Source organism: Pseudoalteromonas sp. MEBiC 03607, assembly GCF_004792295.1.
GTDB classification, from domain to species: Bacteria; Pseudomonadota; Gammaproteobacteria; order Enterobacterales; family Alteromonadaceae; genus Pseudoalteromonas; species Pseudoalteromonas lipolytica_C.
This window is the reverse complement of record NZ_SRRY01000001.1, coordinates 3,643,207-3,661,130: the sequence shown is the minus strand read 5'-3', so window position 1 is coordinate 3,661,130 and position 17,924 is coordinate 3,643,207. Positions and strand designations below refer to the sequence as shown.

The following is a 17,924-nucleotide window of genomic DNA, read 5'->3' as shown; positions in this document are numbered from 1 at the left end:
CAAAATCGCAATTAAAATAACGGTTACATTATTGTAATTAATAATAAATCACTATTTATCAATGTTTTAAGCTTTTTTAGGGACCGTTTTTCGAGTTTTTTTACTCAATAACTGCCATTTAGGTGAGATATATCTTACAAGTAAGTTCTCAAATGGCAGTACGTAAACTTATAGGGGGAATATAAACGGGTGCACTTTTAGCAGAGTATAGGTAAAATATTTTGATAATTGTTATTATTTAGGTGCCAACAATGAAAAAAACAGCCTTACTGATTTTGACTACTTTAATGAGTACGTCAGCACTTTCTGCCGATGTGGTTAATATTTATTCGTTTCGTCAACCATTCTTAATTCAGCCAATTTTAGATGACTTCACCAAGCAAACTGGTATTAAAACCAATGTGGTGTTTGCGAAAAAAGGCTTAATTGAACGTGTGAAACGTGAAGGTAAGCACAGCAAAGCTGATTTGGTGCTTACTTCAAACTTTAGCGCACTTATTCAATTAGAAGATCTTGGCTTAACTCAATCAATAAAAAGCGATGTTATAGATGCAAATGTTCCTAGCACATTTCGTGATGCTGATGGCCAATGGATCGCTTTAACGAAACGAGTTCGTAATGTTTACTCTTCAAAAGAGCGTGTTGGCGCACTCGCTGATTTAAGTTATGAAGACTTGGCTGATCCCAAATATAAAGGCAAAATCTGTACTCGCTCAGGTAAGCATCCATACAATTTAGGTTTAGTTGCTTCTATGGTTGCGCATCATGGCGAAGCAAAAACTAAACAATGGTTAGAGGGCGTTAAAGCCAATTTAGCACGTAAGCCACAAGGTAACGACAGAGCGCAAGTCAAAGCTGTGAAAGAAGGATTATGTGATCTGGCATTAGGCAACAGCTACTATTTTGGTAAAATGATGCAAGATGAGCAGCAAAAGTCATGGGCTGAAGCGGTTAATATTAACTTTCCAAACCAAACCAATCGTGGCTCACATATTAATGTTTCGGGTGTTGTTATGACGCGATACGCTAAAAATCCGGAAAATGCCTTGAAACTGATTGAGTATATGACCGACAATAAAGCGCAAAATATGTATGCTTCGGTCAATATGGAATACCCAGTAAAGCGAGGGGTTGCATTGTCTGAGATGGTTGCGTCATGGGGTGAGTTTAAAGAAGATAGTCTTGCTCTTGATGAAATAAGTAAATACCGTCCTGTTGCGTTAAAGCTTATTGACGAAGTAAAGTTTGACTTATAACGAGGTTTTTCCTCGTCTTTTATAAAAGCTGTTTTTTAACAGCTTTTATTTTATCTGGTATTAATCCACTTATGCATGTGAAGTTTTCGTTGTCGCGTTGGCAAGTATTGGCTTGGCTAATCGGTTTGCTACTTGTTACGCCACTAGGTTTTTTATTGTTTGAATCTCTGCAAGGTGGTTCGGATGTCTTTCAGCACCTTTTCGATACTGTGCTGTGGGATTATACGCGTAATACCCTTGTACTCATAGCTGGGGTTGGGTTATTGAGCTGTGTTATTGCGCTGCCGCTTGCGTGGTTGACTGCGTACTGTGAATTTCCTGGTCGAAAACACTTTGAATGGGCACTGATGCTGCCTTTGGCAATGCCAACTTATCTCATTGCTTATGTTTATACGGACTTACTTGATTATGCTGGGCCTGTACAAATTGCGCTCAGGGACTGGTTTGATTGGCAGTCACCCGATGATTATTGGTTTTTTGATATTCGAACTTTGCCGGGTGCAATTATTATGATTGCATTAGTGCTGTATCCGTATCTTTATCTTATTTTTAAAACGGCCTTAAGAGAGCAATCTTTTAAATTAGTGCAAGCTAGTCAGTTAATGGGGTTATCGCCATTACAAAGCTTTTTACGGGTAAGTTTACCGCTTGGTCGAGGGGCAATTGTGGCAGGAGTTACGTTAATCAGTATGGAAGCTATGGCTGATTTTGCCACTGTTAATTACTTTGCAGTGAGCACACTAACGACCGCTGTTTACGATACCTGGCTTGGCTATTATTCATTAACCGCTGCGGCAAAAATATCAGGCATTATGCTGCTTATTTTGTTTCTCACTATTATGGTTGAGCGCTTTAGTCGTCGTAATCAAGCTGTGTATGAACGCCAGTCGAGCATTAACAGCGCAACTTTATATCGCTTAAAAGGTAGCACAGCATGGGCTGCAAGTTTAGTCTGCACAGTTGTGCTGGTACTTGCTTTTGTCTTGCCAGTTGGAGTGCTTGTTAAATACGCTATTGTTTATGCGGATGAAGCATGGAATGGGGCATTTTTTAATTATGCTTGGCAGAGCTTTAAAGTCGCCATTGTTGTCAGCCTAGTGACAATCCTTCTTAGCTTGTTGGTACTGTTTTATCAGCGTATTGCTAAACAAGCGTATCCACTTATTCCGGGGCGTTTAGCAAGTACGGGTTATGCGCTACCGGGTACGGTACTGGCGATTGCGGTATTGTTACCACTAACACAAATTGATGATGCACTTAATCAATGGCTTGAACCAATAGGTTTATCGCCGGGCTTACTTCTGAGTGGGACATTATTTGCGATGATTTTTGCGTATATTGTGCGCTTTTACGCGATTGCACATGGCGCCCTTGAAAGCAGCTTTTTACGTATTAGCCCTTCTCTTGATATGGCAAGTCAATCTATGGGTAAAAGTGCATTTCAAACCTTGTATAAAGTACATCTGCCTTTACTTAAACGCGGCATTTTAACCGCTGGGCTTCTGGTATTTATTGAATGTATGAAAGAGCTACCCGCGGCCTTGTTATTACGACCGTTTAATTTTGAAACTCTTGCAACTCATGTTTTTCAATATGTTAGTGATGAGCAGTTAGAGTTAGCGTCTATCTCGGCCCTGTTTATTGTGTTAGTCGGGCTTATTCCTTTGTATTTCGTTAATCGTTCGATGGAGCAAAATCATTCATGAGTCATTTGATAATTAAAAATTTAGCTTATCAATACAATGGCACTAAGGTATTGGATGCGCTTAACTTGAATGTTGAACAAGACGAAATCGTTTGCCTGCTGGGGGCAAGTGGTTGCGGTAAAACAACGACGTTAAAAGCGATTGCCGGAATTATAGAGCCCTCACAAGGTTTTATGAGCATTGATTCGCTTGTTGTTAATGACGACAAGCATTTTGTTGCACCAGAAAAACGTAATATTGGCATGATGTTTCAAGATTACGCGTTATTTCCTCACTTATCGGTGAGCGACAATATTGCATTTGGTTTAACCAATATGAGTAAGTCGCAAAAGCGTGATCGCGTGGATGAAATGCTGAGCTTAGTTAAGTTAACTGGCTGTGCAGAACGTTATCCGCATCAATTATCAGGTGGTCAACAACAGCGTGTTGCAATTGCTCGTGCGCTTGCTTATAAACCCAGCTTGTTATTACTTGATGAGCCATTTTCTAATATCGATACGCAGGTTCGCTTTGAGTTAATTGCCGACATCCGTCGTATCATTAAAGCTCAGCAAGTATCAGCAGTGTTTGTTACCCATTCGAAGGAAGAGGCGTTTGCGTTTGCTGACACCTTGGCTGTAATGCATGGTGGAAAAATAGCCCAACAAGGCTCATCAGAACAGTTATTTAGCCAACCTAACTCAAAGGAGGTTGCAGAGTTTCTTGGTACAGGCATATACTTAACGGCGAAAGTCTTAACGCCAACTGAATACGAAACGGCGTTTGGTGTAATACATTCACTCACAGTAAATAACAGTGCTCACAAACAAGGGCAAGTTTATGTACGGCCTCATTATATTCAGTTATGTGAAGCTGATCAGAGTGATGAAAATAGCCTGACAATTTTGCACAGACGCTTTATAGGCACACGTTATGTTTATCGTGTGAATATAGCGGGGCAGGAGTGTGAAGTCGCTGCAGAGCAAGACCGCGTGTTTGCAGTTGAGCAGCCTGTAAAAATAAAAATAATGCCGCACACAGTCAATTTTTTTCATGATTAGTACTGCTTAACAATCTTGAATTCTTGGCTAGGTGCAAATAACGAGAAGCTAAGGATTCACTATGGCGCAAGCGCAATCTGGGATTTGTGCTGAAGCAAACTTACATGGTTTGCACCTGTTTTTTAATGTTTATGATGGCCATGACGAGTCATTACGTAAAAAGCTAAAACGCGTGAGCGTCATTCAAGATGAGTTTGCGGATCAGTTCTCAGAAGCCATGCTGTCGTGCGTGGTTGCGCTTGGTGCGCAATATTGGCCGCATATTTTGCCTGAGTTTATTCCAAGTCAATTACAAAGCTTTCCTAATGTGACTCATAGTGAACATGTTATGAGTGCACAGCCATTTGATTTATTTGTACAAATTCGTTCAGACCGTGAAGATGTTAACCATCTTTTTGCCCTACAGATCCTTAAATTATTTACGCCAGATGTAGAGCTTGTGGAGCAAGTGCGTAACTTTCGTTTTTTAGATGGCCGCGACTTTAACGGCTTTATTTATGCGGGTGACACCCCTCATGGTAGACAAAAACGCAGTACCGCATTGATAGACAGACCGGGGCATTTTGAAGATCAAGGCAGCTACATTCATGTTCAGCGCTTTGTGCACGATTTAAGTGTTTGGCAACATTTGTCGTTATCAGAGCAAGAGCAAATTATGGGGCGTACTCGGCTTGATAACACCTTAATTATGCCTGCACTCGAAACTAGTCATGCAGTGCGTAGTGAACTAAAAGATGAAAATGGCCAGCCGTTGATACTTAATCAGAGCATGCCGTTTGGTGATGTTCATAAGCAGGGTATTTTAATGGTGTCATGTGCCGCGCAAGGTGATGCGTTTGAGCAGGTATTAAAGAGTCGCTTGGGGCAGGGCGATTGCTACGACCATTGGCTTGATTTTACTCAAGCCGATATGGGGTCGGCGTTTTTCGCCCCGTCAGTAAACTTTTTGAAGCAGCTTTAAACTGTATCGAATAAAGTGCGCACGCGATCAAGCGTGACATCTATTTCAGAAATCTTTGCAGGAGCGATAAAAATTGTGTCGTCACCTGCAATTGTACCAAGTACCCCATCAGCTTTACCTAATGAGTCTAGTAAGCGCGCGATAAGTTGTGCTGCACCTGGGCTGGTACGAATAATAATCATCATTTCGTTATGCATAATATCGATAACGAGTTGACGCAACGGGCTTTTCGCTGTTGGTACTCCCATTTCAGCGGGTAAGCAATACACCATTTCTTGTTTTGCATTACGGGTGCGTACCGCGCCAAACTTGCTTAACATGCGAGAGACTTTACTTTGGCTTATGTTGTCGAAGCCTTGCTCTTTTAATGCTTCGACAATCTCACCTTGTGAGCCGAAGTTTTCTTCTTTTAATAGCGCTTTGAACGCTTTGATTAGTGCTTCTTGTTTGTCTTGTGGTTGCATGTTGCCGTATCTGTAGTCATAAAACGTGAAGTAATTCTACACAACTCTGCATACTTATGCAGTACTAGTTTACATTTCTCGCCCTAAATGCTGTGTGTTTACAGTATAGTTTACAACTATGGTCGAAATTATACGCGAAATAAGCAGGATAAATTTGTTTTTAGTCGCTAATTTCATTATCTTTAGGGCCACAAATATTTCCTACCTCAAATTACGGAGAATTCCAATGAAAGTTGCTGTTTTAGGCGCAGCTGGCGGTATCGGCCAAGCATTGTCTTTATTATTAAAAACAAGTTTACCTGCAGGTTCTGAATTATCATTATACGATGTTGCCCCTGTTGTTCCTGGTGTAGCGGTTGATCTTTCTCACATCCCAACAGACGTTAAAGTTGAAGGTTTCGGTGCTGATAACCTAGACGATGCTTTAGCTGGTTGTGATATCGTTCTTATCCCAGCGGGTATGCCGCGTAAGCCGGGTATGGACCGTGCGGACCTTTTCAACGTAAACGCAGGTATCATCAAAACATTAGCTGAAGGCATCGTTAAAAACTGTCCTAAAGCGTTAGTTGGTATCATTACTAACCCAGTAAACGGCACTGTGCCAATCGTTGCTGAAGTATTCAAAAAAGCGGGTACTTACGATGCTGGCCGTGTATTCGGTATCACAACACTTGACGTGATCCGTTCAGAAGCATTTGTTGCTGAACTTAAAGGTTTAAGCGCTACTGACGTTAAAGTTCCAGTGATCGGTGGCCACTCAGGCACTACAATCCTTCCTCTTCTATCTCAAGTTGAAGGTGTTACTTTCACTGACGAAGAAGTGGCAGCATTAACTCCACGTATCCAAAACGCAGGTACTGAAGTTGTTAACGCTAAAGCGGGTGGCGGTTCAGCGACTCTTTCAATGGGTGCAGCAGCAGCACGTTTCTGTATGTCTTTAGTTAAAGGCTTACAAGGTGAAGAAGTAGTTGATTACGCATACGTTGCAGTTGAAAACGGTGACGCAGCATACTTTGCACACCCAGTACGTTTAGGTAAGAACGGTGTTGAAGAAATTCTTTCTTACGGTGAATTAAGCGCTTTCGAAGAGCAAGCTAAAAACGACATGCTTGAAACGCTTAATAAAGACATCCAAGAAGGTGTTGATTTCATCAACGGTTAATTCCGATAGATGATAGGTGCTATTAAAGCACCTAAAACAAAAAAGCCTGCATATGCAGGCTTTTTTAATGGCTCGAATAAATAGAGTTTAATGATCGCGGGCAACGGCGATGCGTGCCAAGCTCTCTAATGCTTGCTTGTATGGCGTTTCTGGTAAAAATGCAATACAGGCGATGGCTTTATCAGCCTCTTGCTCTGCCTTTTGCATTGTAAACTCAAGTGCTTTGGTATCAGCTAACGCCTCAAGAATGCTGTCTAGGTGATCCATACCATTGCCAAGTTCAATTGCTTCACGAACGAGCTTGATTTGCTCTGGCGTGCCTTTTTGCATGGCATAAATAAGCGGTAAGGTAGGTTTACCTTCGGCTAAATCATCACCAATGTTTTTACCAAGTTGCTCAGCATCGGCGTTGTAATCAAGCACATCATCAACAAGCTGAAAGGCTGTTCCTAAATGCATGCCGTAAAGGTTTAATGCCTCAAGCGTTTTATCATCTTGTTCAGTGATAATTGCTGCAAGGCCTGTTGCTGCTTCAAATAACTTAGCTGTTTTGCTGTAAATGACCTGCATATAGCTTTGCTCTGTGGTGTCAGGATCGTTACAGTTCATTAGCTGTAATACTTCACCTTCAGCAATGACATTCGTTGCATCAGCTAAAATTTCCATGATTGGCATTTTACCAAGACCAACCATCAACTGAAATGAGCGTGTGTAAATAAAATCACCAACTAGCACGCTAGCGGCATTGCCAAACTCAGCATTTGCTGTAGGCGTACCACGACGTAAATGTGACTCATCAACAACATCATCATGCAGTAAAGTTGCAGTGTGAATAAATTCGATGATAGTGGCCAGTGTAATGTGGTCTTTACCTTCATAGCCTAAAGCTTTTGCTGCTAAAATGGCCAACATAGGGCGAACACGCTTACCACCGCTGTTTACTATATATAAACCGAGTTGATTGACCAATGCGACATCTGAGCGCATTTGGGCATGTATAAGTTGATTGACGTCATTCATCTCATGATCGATTAACGTCTGGATAGCTTTTATATCCATTGATCTCCGAGCCAATATTTATGGGTATACGAGGCTGATTGTACAACAAAAAAAGCACTTGCTCGATATTTTGTGCTGATTCAGTAAAAAAACACTGTAAAGTTTTTTATTTTAAATCAAATTTGAACAGTTAATTGTAGTTGTTTGGTTGAATAGTAAACATGCTTGCATTTATTTAACGGCGCTTTTGACGTGTTAATTTAATTGTCATGAGATCGTAAAAACCGCTTGGCATACGGTGTTTTTAGGATAGAATAAGGAAAAATATTGAATTGCTCTCAATGCAGCTATTTTTTATTCATTTTATAGCAAAAGAGGCTTGCTAGTTTTTGCGCATTAGCGTAAACTTCGCGCCCTATTGAAGAATATTTTAGTTGCGTCGATTTGAGGGCGCACAGACGGAGTTAATTATGTACGCGGTTTTCCAAAGTGGTGGTAAACAGCACCGTGTGACTGAAGGTCAAACAATTCGTCTTGAAAAATTAGACGTTGAAACTGGTGCAGCAGTTGAATTTGATTCAGTACTTTTAGTTGCTGATGGTGAGAAAATCGAGATCGGTGTACCGTTCGTAAACGGTGGTAAAGTAACAGCTGAGGTTGTTTCACACGGTCGCGGTGAGAAAGTGAAGATTGTTAAATTTAGACGTCGTAAGCATTCTCGTAAGCAAATGGGCCATCGTCAATGGTTCACTGAAGTTAAAATCACTGGCATTAGCGCTTAATTAGAGGTACTGAGAAATGGCACATAAAAAAGCAGCTGGTAGTACTCGTAACGGTCGCGATTCAGAAAGCAAACGCCTAGGTGTTAAGCGTTTTGGTGGCGAATCAGTTCTAGCGGGTAGCATCATTGTTCGTCAACGTGGTACTCGTTTCCACGCTGGCGCAAACGTAGGTATCGGTAAAGACCACACTATCTTCGCAAAAGCAGATGGTAAAGTTCAATTCGAACAGAAAGGTCCTTTAAACCGTAAATACGTAAATATCGTAGCTGAGTAATCATCTCGATATTTGAAAAACCCCGCCTTTGCGGGGTTTTTTGTTTTAAGGCAAATAATAAGGCGTATAAATATATATCTAAGCTAAGCCTGCAATCAGAAGGGCTTAGGTATATAATAGAGTTATTAACAAGCCAATCTTAAAGTGAGTAATCATGAAGTTTGTAGATGAAGTAGAAATTCGTTGTGACGCGGGTGATGGCGGCAGCGGTGTCGTATCTTTCCGACGTGAAAAATATGTACCAGACGGCGGTCCTGATGGCGGCGATGGCGGCGATGGCGGCAGCGTTTATCTACAAGCCGATGAAAACTTAAATACCTTAATTGACTATCAATTTGAGCGTTTTCATAAAGCAGAGCGCGGCACAAATGGCCAAAGCCGTAACATGACAGGTAAAAAGGGCGCTGATTTGACGCTTAAAGTACCTGTAGGTACGCGTATCACTGACGTTGACACTGAAGAGTCACTAGGTGATTTAACTAAACATGGTCAAAAAATTGTAGTTGCGAAAGGTGGTTTCCATGGCTTGGGAAATGCACGTTTTAAATCAAGTACTAACCGTGCACCACGTCAAAAGACACTAGGTACACCTGGTGAAGTTCGCAGCCTACGTTTAGAGTTAATGTTACTTGCAGATGTTGGCTTACTTGGCTTACCAAATGCCGGAAAATCAACGTTTATTCGCAGTGTTTCAGCAGCGAAACCAAAAGTGGCGGATTATCCGTTTACGACGCTAATTCCTAACTTAGGCGTGGTTCGTCCTGATGCAAATAAATCATTTGTGATTGCTGATATTCCAGGTCTTATTGAAGGGGCTTCAGAAGGTGCAGGCCTTGGTATTCGCTTCTTAAAGCACTTAGAGCGTTGTCGTGTATTACTACACATTATTGATATTATGCCAGTTGATGGCACTAACCCTGTTGATAATGCCTTTGCAATTATTAACGAGCTGCACCAATACAGCCCTAAACTTGCAGAAAAGCCGCGTTGGTTAGTTTTCAATAAGATTGATTTATTGCCGGAAGATGAAGCCGAAGCGCTATGTAATGAGATTGCTCAAGAGCTAGGTGAAGAAACTAATGTTTACCGCATCTCTGCAGCAAATAAGCAAAATACCCAAGCATTATGTCATGACATCATGGCGCTGCTTGATAGTATGCCGAAAGAAAAATTCGCTGAAGAAGAGAAAGAAGAAGTTGAATTTAAGTGGGATACTTACCATCAGAAAGCAACATCTCAAGACGATGATGATTGGGATGACGACTGGGACGATGATGACTACGATGTAGAAGTTATCTACCAACGATAAAATTTGAAACTGAAAAGGAGCCATGCGCTCCTTTTTTATTAATAAGAAAAAAGTATTAAGGTTTAGTGTGAAAATTTCAATGATTGCTGCTATGGCAAATAACCGAGTAATAGGTCAAGACAACCAAATGCCATGGCATTTACCTGCCGATCTGCAACACTTTAAAAAAGTAACCATGGCAAAGCCGGTGATCATGGGGCGTAAAACTTTTGAATCAATTGGTCGTCCATTACCTGGCCGTCAAAACATTATTATTACTCGTAATGCAGATTATAGTGCACAAGGCATTGAGGTAGTCACTTCGCCTGAGGCAGCGTTGGCATTAGTCGCTGATGTTGAAGAAGTCATGATTATTGGTGGCGGAAATATCTACGAACAGTTTTTACCTCAGGCTGAGCGATTATATTTAACGTTCATCGATCTTGAAGTTGAAGGTGACACTCAGTTTCCAGATTACGAAAGTGTTGCTAATTGGACGGTTGCTGAGCAAGAACAGCATCAGCCTGATAACAAAAACCCTTATTCGTATACCTTTGTAACCCTGTATAAAAATTCGTAACATTATTGCGGTAAAACTAATTGGTTGGTATAATAATGTCCGATATTTCTACGAAGAAAGTATTGCATAAGGGCAAAATATGATGAAGTTATCTAACTTATTACTCGTGGCGGCAGTTGTTTCGGCTTCGGTTGCGTATACCGCACCAGCGAAAGCTGATGACCAATTAGCTGTATCTATCTGTGAATATATCGCGGCAGATGATAAAAACCGTTTACGTGATAAGCTTAAGAGCTCACGTGTTAAAATTCGTAACATTTTTGACGCTGTAAAATGTAATGGTAATAATATGCTTCGTCATGCTATCGAGAGCGGTGCTGCTGATACTGGTGAGTACATTGTTAAGAACTTATCAAAAAGCTCTTTAGAAGATGGTGCTGACATCGCATGGGCTGAAGCAAATGGCCATGGTGGTTCACCACTAATCGCTGTTATTAAGGACCGCGCAGGTCTTTAATACTAAAAGTAAACAGATTTTGAAAAAACCGCACAGAGTGCGGTTTTTTATTTGTATTATGCCAATACGTAATAATACGTAATAATGCTTAATCATGCTAAGACAATAAAAAGAGTAAGCCCAGCGATAGGCTAGGCTTTAGTCAACATTCGTGTTTTTAATCGTTAACTAAACTTATCAGTTTCCTTTTCTAAATCAGTTGTTAGACCTTTAATTAGATCAGTTGCTGTGTGCGCTTGATTAGAAACATCTGCCGTTTGTGATGCTGTATCAGAGATGATAACGATACGTTTGGCAGTGTCTTCGCCTGCATCGAGTTGCTCTTTAGCGGCAATTGCGATTTGGTCGCTCATTTGTGCTATGGCACTTAGTGAGCTGGCAACACGCTTTAACTCATCATTGGCTTTGGTGGATTTTTGCACTGTTTGTTCACTGGTTGAAATACTTAGCGAGACAGCAGACTTGGCATCCTGAGTTGCTGCTTGTAACTTGCCAATCATATTACGTATTTCTTCTGTACTGGTTTGTGTGCGCTGAGCAAGTCCGCGAACTTCGTCGGCAACCACAGCAAAGCCTCGCCCTTGTTCGCCGGCGCGCGCAGCTTCTATTGCAGCATTAAGCGCAAGTAAGTTAGTTTGCTCAGCAATACCTTGAATAACACTGAGCACATTTGCGATGTTATTTACTTCATCATCAAGCACTTGAATATTATTACCAGCGCTGTCAATTTGTTGCTCTAAAAGCGCGATAGTGTCAGCGGCTTCGCTGGTTAAGTGGCTGGCACTTTGACCTTGTTGCTCCGCCTCTTGCACTGAGTAGGCCGCTTGTTCTGCATGTTCAACAACTGTTTGCGCCGAAGCTGTTAACTCAGTGATAGCAGAAGCAACCATTTGAGTTTCTTCGTTGAGGCTACGAGTAAGTTTATCGAGCTCAACAGAACGTGATTCGTTATCAAGACTTTGGTTCTTTAGGCTATCTGTAACGCCTTTTATACCGTCCACAACGCCACGTAAGCCTTGCTGCATGTAATGCATAGCAGCAATAATGCTTTCAGGTGGGGCATCTTGGCGAATATGTGAGTTTAAGTTGCCGCGAGAAACGTTTTTAACAATACCGATTACTTCGTCAATTTCGCCGCCTAAGGCATTGGTGAGTGATGAGCCAAAGCGAGCAATAGCAAAAGTAAGTGCAATAGTGATGAGCATTGATAAACCCAGCAACCACTTTGCGGTATTCCAATAACGTTCATCAACTTCCTTGGCGCTAATGCCTGTACCAACATACCAGCCAAACAGCGGTGTTTTTTGTACTACAGAGGTTAAATCAACGGTTTCTCCATCTCGCACTGAATCCCAGTGATAGGTGATGATTTTATTGGTTGTATTACCCACGAGGTTTTCGACCATACGGCCGATGCTGTTGCCACTGGCATCTTTAAAATCGTTAAAGCTGGTGCCGTGCAGTTCAGGGTCGTGAGGAGTCGCAACAAAATCTAAGTTGTTGTCGACAACATAAACATATTCTGATTCGTGGTATTTATTTTCACGAAGCACCTGAATAGCAAGCTTCTTTGCTTGTGCTTCTTCGAGTTGATTGTTTTTAACCATCAACTCAAATTGCTCAACAATATTGGTGGTGCTCTTCATGAGCTGGTTGATACGCGCGATGTTGTCGCTTTCGCTGGCATGGCGTAAAGATTGTAAGCCAAGTAAAGCTATCGCAGATAACGCAATAAACATAGCGATAGCAAATAAGGTGATTTTTGTTTTTAAAGCTAATCCTGATAACACAGTCAGCCTCCTTTATTATTTCCCCTTATTACTTCTACCACGTTTGTATTATTTTATTAAGTAAAAATGACAGCGTTATCATGATATTTGCTCAAGTACCTATTTAGAGCTTCAGTTCGGCTTCTGTAAGCGCTCGATATTCACCGCTTGCAAGGTTTTCATCAAGAGTAATATCAGCTATTTTTTCACGATGTAATTCAACAACTTTATTACCTACAGCGGCAAGCATTCGCTTAACTTGATGGTATTTACCTTCGCAAATTGAAAGGCGTAAGCTGTAGCTTGCAAGTTTTTCAACAATAGCAGGGCGAGTTAGCTCTTTCTCGTTGTGCAATTGCACCCCTTGCTCTAACGCTGCAATTGCCTCGTCTTCAATAGGTTCTTGAGTTTCAACTAAATACGTTTTGAATTTGTTATGCTTTGGTGCGGTAATTTTATGCGACCAGTCGCCGTCATTAGTGATCAGCACTAAACCTGTGGTATCGATATCTAATCGACCTGCAACATGAAAGTCGCTCATGTTTGGCTCATCGATTAAATCAAATACAGTAGGGTGAAGCTCATCTTTATTAGCGCATACATAACCTGCAGGCTTATGTAGCATGTAGTAGCGTTTACCTAAAAATACTAGAGGCTCACCTTGCCAGCGAATATCATCATCTTGTGTTACAGACAAATCGAATGAGGTAATCACCTCACCATTAACAGTGGCGTATTTGCGTTTAATACCAGCTCTGGTCTTACTGCGCGGTAACTCAGCAATATGGCTAATAAATTTATCTAAACGGCATGGAAATTTCATTGGGATCACATTTTTAGTCAGCTACAATGGCGGCGAGTATAGCGGATACTAGTTACCTATGACAGTAAAGCAAGGACAAATATTACAGCACTACCAAACAGAGATAGCGAATGGCAACTTAACTGAGGATGTCGCTCAAAGAGCAGCTATAACCGCACTGGATCAGTTATCACAATTGCTAACAACGCCAAGTCATTGGTGGCAAAGAGCAAAGCCGATTAAAGGTGTGTATTTGTATGGCCCTGTTGGTCGCGGTAAATCAATGCTAATGGATATATTTTATCAACGAGTTAGCATTGAGGGTAAAATCCGTTTGCATTTTCACCATTTTATGAAGCAAGTGCATGAGCGTTTAAGTGAGTTGCAAGGGCAAAAAAATCCGCTAAATGTGATTGCTAAAGAATGGGCAGAGCACATTCGCTTGATTTGTTTTGATGAGTTTTTTGTGTCTGATATTGGCGATGCCATGATCTTAGGAGGCTTATTTAAAGCCTTGTTTTCGCAGCAAGTCGTGTTAGTGGCAACGTCGAACTGCCAACCGGAACAGTTGTATCGTAACGGTTTACAGCGAGCTCGCTTTTTACCCACTATCGATTTATTAAATGATCATTGCCATATTCTGAGTGTTGAAGGCCATACAGATCATCGCTTTCGCTTTGGTAAACAAACCGAACATTACTTTATTGATAATAAAGAGGCGCTAACAGAGCGCTTTTTAAAACAAGAGCAAGCAATACAGAGGCAAACAACGATAGAGGTTTGCCATCGCAAGCTTAGCTGTGTAATGCAAGCTCAAGACGCCATTATGTTTGACTTTATGACACTTTGCTCAGGGCCCAGAAGCACTGCGGATTACATTTACTTGGCAGAGTATTTTCAGCGTGTTTATTTACTCAATGTGCCGGTAATGGGGCGCGGAGCAACGGGCAAACAAATTGTGCATGGCATTGAAGATAGTTATCAGCGAGAAAAACAGGATTTACAAGAACACTTTTTTGATGATGAAGCACGGCGCTTTATTGCTTTGGTTGATGAGTTTTATGATCGCAACCGATTACTGGTGATCTCGGCCGAGGTCGGTATAAGCGATTTATATCAAGGGCAAAAGCTGGCATTTGAGTATGCGCGTACCGAGTCTCGACTAGTTGAGATGCAAAGCTGGAAAAGATAAAAGGCGCATTTTAAATGCGCCTTTGTTGTCAGCCTAGCTGGGGATCTTCATATGAAATGGTTAAAAGCTATATTGAGCACCTACATACACGTAGCGACCAGCACCACCGCCGTATGCGCTATAGTAGTTACCACGGCCATATGGATAAAAGTCACCTTTATTATCAAACACGTTATTTACACCACCGAATACGCGCAGTTGGCTCTGTTCACCAAGTGACATGGTGTAAGACGCTGAAAGGCTGTGCTTTAAGAACGAGCCATAATCTTGGTAGGCAAGTTTTTCTGGGTTACTGATACAAGTATCTTCACCAGCCTCACAGCGGGCATCGTTTTCGGCAATATACTCTTGATAGTCTTCTTCAAGACTCTGGCTTGCTTTAAACGAGCCTAAGTAATTTGTGCGCCAGCGAATACGTAAGTTATCGTTACGCCATGTAACTGACATTGATGCTTTATCTTTGCTGCTGCCATAACCTGCGTAGTGACTGGTTACCAAGCTGCCATCAAGGCCTTCATAAGTTTGCGAGTTTTCGATTACATGGTTGTAATCTAGTTTAAACGACAACTGACCCAGGTTATCTAAGTCTAATTTGTACTGTGCAACCACGTCATAACCCCGCGCTGTTAGCTCATCGAGGTTATATTGACGTTGTAAGATTTTAATAATATTACCTTCGCTGTTACGGGTAATGTCATTACAAAACACGTTGTCTTCGCCCCATGCTGCTTCTGAGTTGTAGCACTCACGCATGATGTTTTCATTACTGATCTGCGAAATCGCATCAACAATGGCAATATCATAGTAATCAACGGCAAGATTAAAGTTTTCTAAAAAGGTTGGAGCCACTGTAACCCCAAAGGTATAGGTATCAGCGGTTTCTTCTTTTAGGTTTTCGTTACCAGTACCCGGTGAATAGCTGTTGTTCTCATCGCTAAACTCAAAGTTAGGATCAGCAGCAAGTTGTGCAGCTAATGTAGGCTCCTTACGGCAGTTATCGTGACCTGGTTTAGTCGATGTTGCCGTTAAACCGTCACAAATATCGTCATAGCTGTCGTAATCGCCACGTGGTGGTGACATAAGCTCGGTGATCGTTGGCGCACGTTGAGCACGGGCGTAGTTTGCTCTAAATGCATAGCCTTCGATTGGCTCCCAAAATACACCTAGCTTGTAGCTGGCAACAGTATTGACGTTTTCCATGCTGTAGTTAGCTAAACGTAATGAAGTTTCTGCGCTTAAGCTTTTTGCTAAAGGAGCATCTTTTAACAGCGGGATCGCAAGCTCTGCAAAGGCTTCGTAGACTTCAACTTCACCATAAAAATTTGGTACATAGTTAAAGGTAATACCGCCAGCTTTCATGTCGTCGCTGGTTGATAGGTCTTGGCTGTCTTTACGGTATTCACCACCAAATACTGCGGATACTGAGCCTGCTGGTAATTCAAATAAATCACCTGTTATGTAGCCAACCACACCGTATTGCTTTATTTCGGTATCAATAATTGGGTTAGTGCGGATCCAAGCCGCCATCTCTTCGGTGATAGAGCCTTCACCAAATAAGTTAATTGGTACACAGCCTTCAGCGCGAGCTGCTTCATCAATACATTGAATGGTGCCATCCGCTAACTGTTCAGCTTGCAAAGCTTGATTAAGTTTTACGGTATTTAATTCATTGCTGCGAATTTGGTGCTGGGTAAAACGACCATAACTTGCAGATAGATCCCAGTCCCACTCATCGTTAAATAACGTGCCTTGAAGACCTGCCCAGCTACGAATCGTTTTACGGGTATTATCTGTGCTGATATTACCAACTTCGCTGAAGCGGCGATCCCAATAAATGCGATCTTTATATGGGTTGGCATCGAGGATTTCTTGCGGCACATACGGGTTGTCGATTGGGATATAGCCCGGTGCTACATCTGCAAGGGGCTCGCCAGTAGTAGGGTTGTAACGTGGTACATACGCACCTTCGTATTCATCTTCAGGCGACTTATTGTTAAACGAGCCACTTTCGCTGTATTGAACTTGTGCGTAAAACATCACATCGTCAGTTAAGTCATAATCAATTTTAACTGCCGCAGACACGTTATCGCTTGGAACATCAAGCATTACGTATTGATTTGAGTTAATACCGTAAATTTCTTCATTGCCTTTCCAGTCATCACGTAGAGTTTGACCGTCATACCAAAACTGCGTGTCGTTGCGGCTGTTTTCTAAGAATACACCGCCCGGAATACCATCACTTTTGCTAACCCAGTCAGCTTGTGTGATGTCGCGCATACATTGATCGCCATCTGCTGTTTGCATTACATTACACATGCGATCTGGATCGTAATCGTAACTATCTTCAATTTGTGCGCGTTTACGATCGTAAAAAGTCATACCAAAATCACGGTCCCAGTTGGCACTGAAATAAGCGTAGCCACGCTCATTAGCAAACGAGGTACCGTAGTTTAAATCAAGGGTAAATTCTTTACCGCCGCCATCAGTGGTTTCACCTGTGTTCGCTTTAAAATCAAAGCCTTCTTTTTTTGATTGGGTGATAATATTCACCACACCTGCTACGGCATCAGCACCATAGGTTGCCGATGCACCGCCACTGATTATCTCCACGCGCTCTACCATGCCGCTTGGAATGGTATTTAAACTAACATAGTTGCCGCTGTAGCTATTTGATACAACACGACGGCCATCAATCAGTGTTAGAGTGCGGTTAGCACCTAAATCTCGTAGTTGGACAGTAGATAACCCCGTTGCTGAAACACTTGATTGGCTGGTGGTGTTACCTATGCTCTCACTTAGAGCTGGCATGTTATCAACAAGAATATCTGATAAATTTGTTAAACCGGTATCGGCAATGGCTTCACGGTCCATTGTGACCAGCGGTGTAGGAATTGAAAAGCTATCACGCTTAATACGCGAACCCGTTACAACAATTTTTTCAGGCTCTTCAGTTTGTTCATTAGCTGTTGGGGTGGTGTTGGCGGTGCGGGCAATCTCAGCTTCATTGGCAAATGCATGTTGGCTAAAACCACTGGCAACAGCAAGTGCAATAGCACAGGGTTTGGTTAGTAGATTTCTCACAGGTGTTCCTAGTTGTTTTATTTTTAATTTTTAGAACCAGAGTGATGCTCTTTTTAAGGGCAGTTAAAATTTACAGTGAGCAACACTCTGGCTGGTCGGTATTGACGTAAA

At 41.8% G+C, this 17,924-nt stretch carries 16 protein-coding genes; 11 read left to right on the top strand and 5 right to left on the bottom strand.

Features of this window, described 5'->3' with window-relative positions; all coding sequences use genetic code 11:
• Positions 1 to 251 precede the first annotated feature (251 nt).
• The 4 genes from E5N72_RS16645 (at position 252) to E5N72_RS16630 (ending at position 4,963) form a co-directional block, all read left to right on the top strand.
• Complete coding sequence (locus E5N72_RS16645) at positions 252 to 1,256, top strand: Fe(3+) ABC transporter substrate-binding protein (RefSeq protein ID WP_135926131.1); 1,005 nt, start codon at positions 252 to 254, stop codon at positions 1,254 to 1,256.
• Positions 1,257 to 1,327: 71 nt separating this feature from the next.
• Positions 1,328 to 2,962: an iron ABC transporter permease gene (locus E5N72_RS16640; RefSeq protein ID WP_135926130.1), complete on the top strand. Its 1,635-nt coding sequence runs from the start codon at positions 1,328 to 1,330 to the stop codon at positions 2,960 to 2,962.
• Positions 2,959 to 4,002 (top strand): ABC transporter ATP-binding protein, encoded by a 1,044-nt coding sequence (locus E5N72_RS16635; RefSeq protein WP_135926129.1) that lies wholly within the window; start codon positions 2,959 to 2,961, stop codon positions 4,000 to 4,002. Before E5N72_RS16640 ends, E5N72_RS16635 begins: the two co-directional genes overlap by 4 nt.
• Before the next feature lie 61 nt (positions 4,003 to 4,063).
• Complete coding sequence (locus tag E5N72_RS16630; protein WP_135926128.1) at positions 4,064 to 4,963, top strand: Dyp-type peroxidase; 900 nt, start codon at positions 4,064 to 4,066, stop codon at positions 4,961 to 4,963.
• Here the strand turns inward: E5N72_RS16630 and argR are convergent.
• Entirely contained in the window at positions 4,960 to 5,427 is a 468-nt protein-coding gene (argR, locus tag E5N72_RS16625; protein WP_054551012.1) for a transcriptional regulator ArgR, read from the bottom strand. The two genes, E5N72_RS16630 and argR, sit on opposite strands and share 4 nt — an antisense overlap.
• Positions 5,428 to 5,653: 226 nt before the next feature.
• On the opposite strand from argR, the gene mdh reads away from it, so the two are divergent.
• On the top strand, positions 5,654 to 6,589 hold the full coding sequence (mdh, locus tag E5N72_RS16620; RefSeq protein WP_135926127.1) for a malate dehydrogenase: 936 nt from the start codon (positions 5,654 to 5,656) through the stop codon (positions 6,587 to 6,589).
• An 87-nt stretch (positions 6,590 to 6,676) separates the two neighbouring features.
• Here mdh and ispB read toward each other — a convergent pair whose 3' ends face one another.
• Positions 6,677 to 7,648: an octaprenyl diphosphate synthase gene (gene ispB, locus E5N72_RS16615; RefSeq protein WP_135926126.1), complete on the bottom strand. Its 972-nt coding sequence runs from the start codon at positions 7,646 to 7,648 to the stop codon at positions 6,677 to 6,679.
• A gap of 410 nt (positions 7,649 to 8,058) precedes the next feature.
• Here ispB and rplU point away from each other — a divergent pair, with 410 nt between their 5' ends.
• The 5 genes from rplU (at position 8,059) to E5N72_RS16590 (ending at position 10,969) form a co-directional block, all read left to right on the top strand.
• On the top strand, positions 8,059 to 8,370 hold the full coding sequence (gene rplU / locus E5N72_RS16610; RefSeq protein WP_036965957.1) for a 50S ribosomal protein L21: 312 nt from the start codon (positions 8,059 to 8,061) through the stop codon (positions 8,368 to 8,370).
• Between the two features lie 16 nt (positions 8,371 to 8,386).
• The gene (rpmA, locus tag E5N72_RS16605) at positions 8,387 to 8,644 is read left to right on the top strand and encodes a 50S ribosomal protein L27 (RefSeq protein ID WP_054551015.1); all 258 of its coding nucleotides are present in this window, start codon (positions 8,387 to 8,389) and stop codon (positions 8,642 to 8,644) included.
• Between the two features lie 154 nt (positions 8,645 to 8,798).
• Complete coding sequence (gene cgtA, locus E5N72_RS16600; protein WP_135926125.1) at positions 8,799 to 9,953, top strand: Obg family GTPase CgtA; 1,155 nt, start codon at positions 8,799 to 8,801, stop codon at positions 9,951 to 9,953.
• A gap of 67 nt (positions 9,954 to 10,020) precedes the next feature.
• The gene (folA, locus tag E5N72_RS16595) at positions 10,021 to 10,512 is read left to right on the top strand and encodes a type 3 dihydrofolate reductase (protein ID WP_168246750.1); all 492 of its coding nucleotides are present in this window, start codon (positions 10,021 to 10,023) and stop codon (positions 10,510 to 10,512) included.
• A gap of 79 nt (positions 10,513 to 10,591) precedes the next feature.
• The gene (locus E5N72_RS16590) at positions 10,592 to 10,969 is read left to right on the top strand and encodes a DUF3718 domain-containing protein (protein ID WP_135926124.1); all 378 of its coding nucleotides are present in this window, start codon (positions 10,592 to 10,594) and stop codon (positions 10,967 to 10,969) included.
• 164 nt (positions 10,970 to 11,133) lie between these two features.
• Here the strand turns inward: E5N72_RS16590 and E5N72_RS16585 are convergent, their stop codons facing one another.
• Together E5N72_RS16585 and rsuA are read right to left on the bottom strand one after the other, a co-directional pair.
• The gene (locus tag E5N72_RS16585) at positions 11,134 to 12,708 is read right to left on the bottom strand and encodes a methyl-accepting chemotaxis protein (RefSeq protein ID WP_135926316.1); all 1,575 of its coding nucleotides are present in this window, start codon (positions 12,706 to 12,708) and stop codon (positions 11,134 to 11,136) included.
• 154 nt (positions 12,709 to 12,862) lie between these two features.
• Positions 12,863 to 13,561 (bottom strand): 16S rRNA pseudouridine(516) synthase RsuA, encoded by a 699-nt coding sequence (gene rsuA, locus E5N72_RS16580; RefSeq protein WP_135926123.1) that lies wholly within the window; start codon positions 13,559 to 13,561, stop codon positions 12,863 to 12,865.
• Between the two features lie 58 nt (positions 13,562 to 13,619).
• On the opposite strand from rsuA, the gene zapE reads away from it, so the two are divergent.
• The gene (zapE, locus tag E5N72_RS16575) at positions 13,620 to 14,732 is read left to right on the top strand and encodes a cell division protein ZapE (RefSeq protein WP_135926122.1); all 1,113 of its coding nucleotides are present in this window, start codon (positions 13,620 to 13,622) and stop codon (positions 14,730 to 14,732) included.
• A 60-nt stretch (positions 14,733 to 14,792) separates the two neighbouring features.
• Here zapE and E5N72_RS16570 read toward each other — a convergent pair whose 3' ends face one another.
• Positions 14,793 to 17,813, bottom strand: a complete 3,021-nt coding sequence (locus E5N72_RS16570; protein WP_135926121.1) for a TonB-dependent receptor — start codon at positions 17,811 to 17,813, stop codon at positions 14,793 to 14,795.
• Between the last annotated feature and the right edge of the window lie 111 nt (positions 17,814 to 17,924).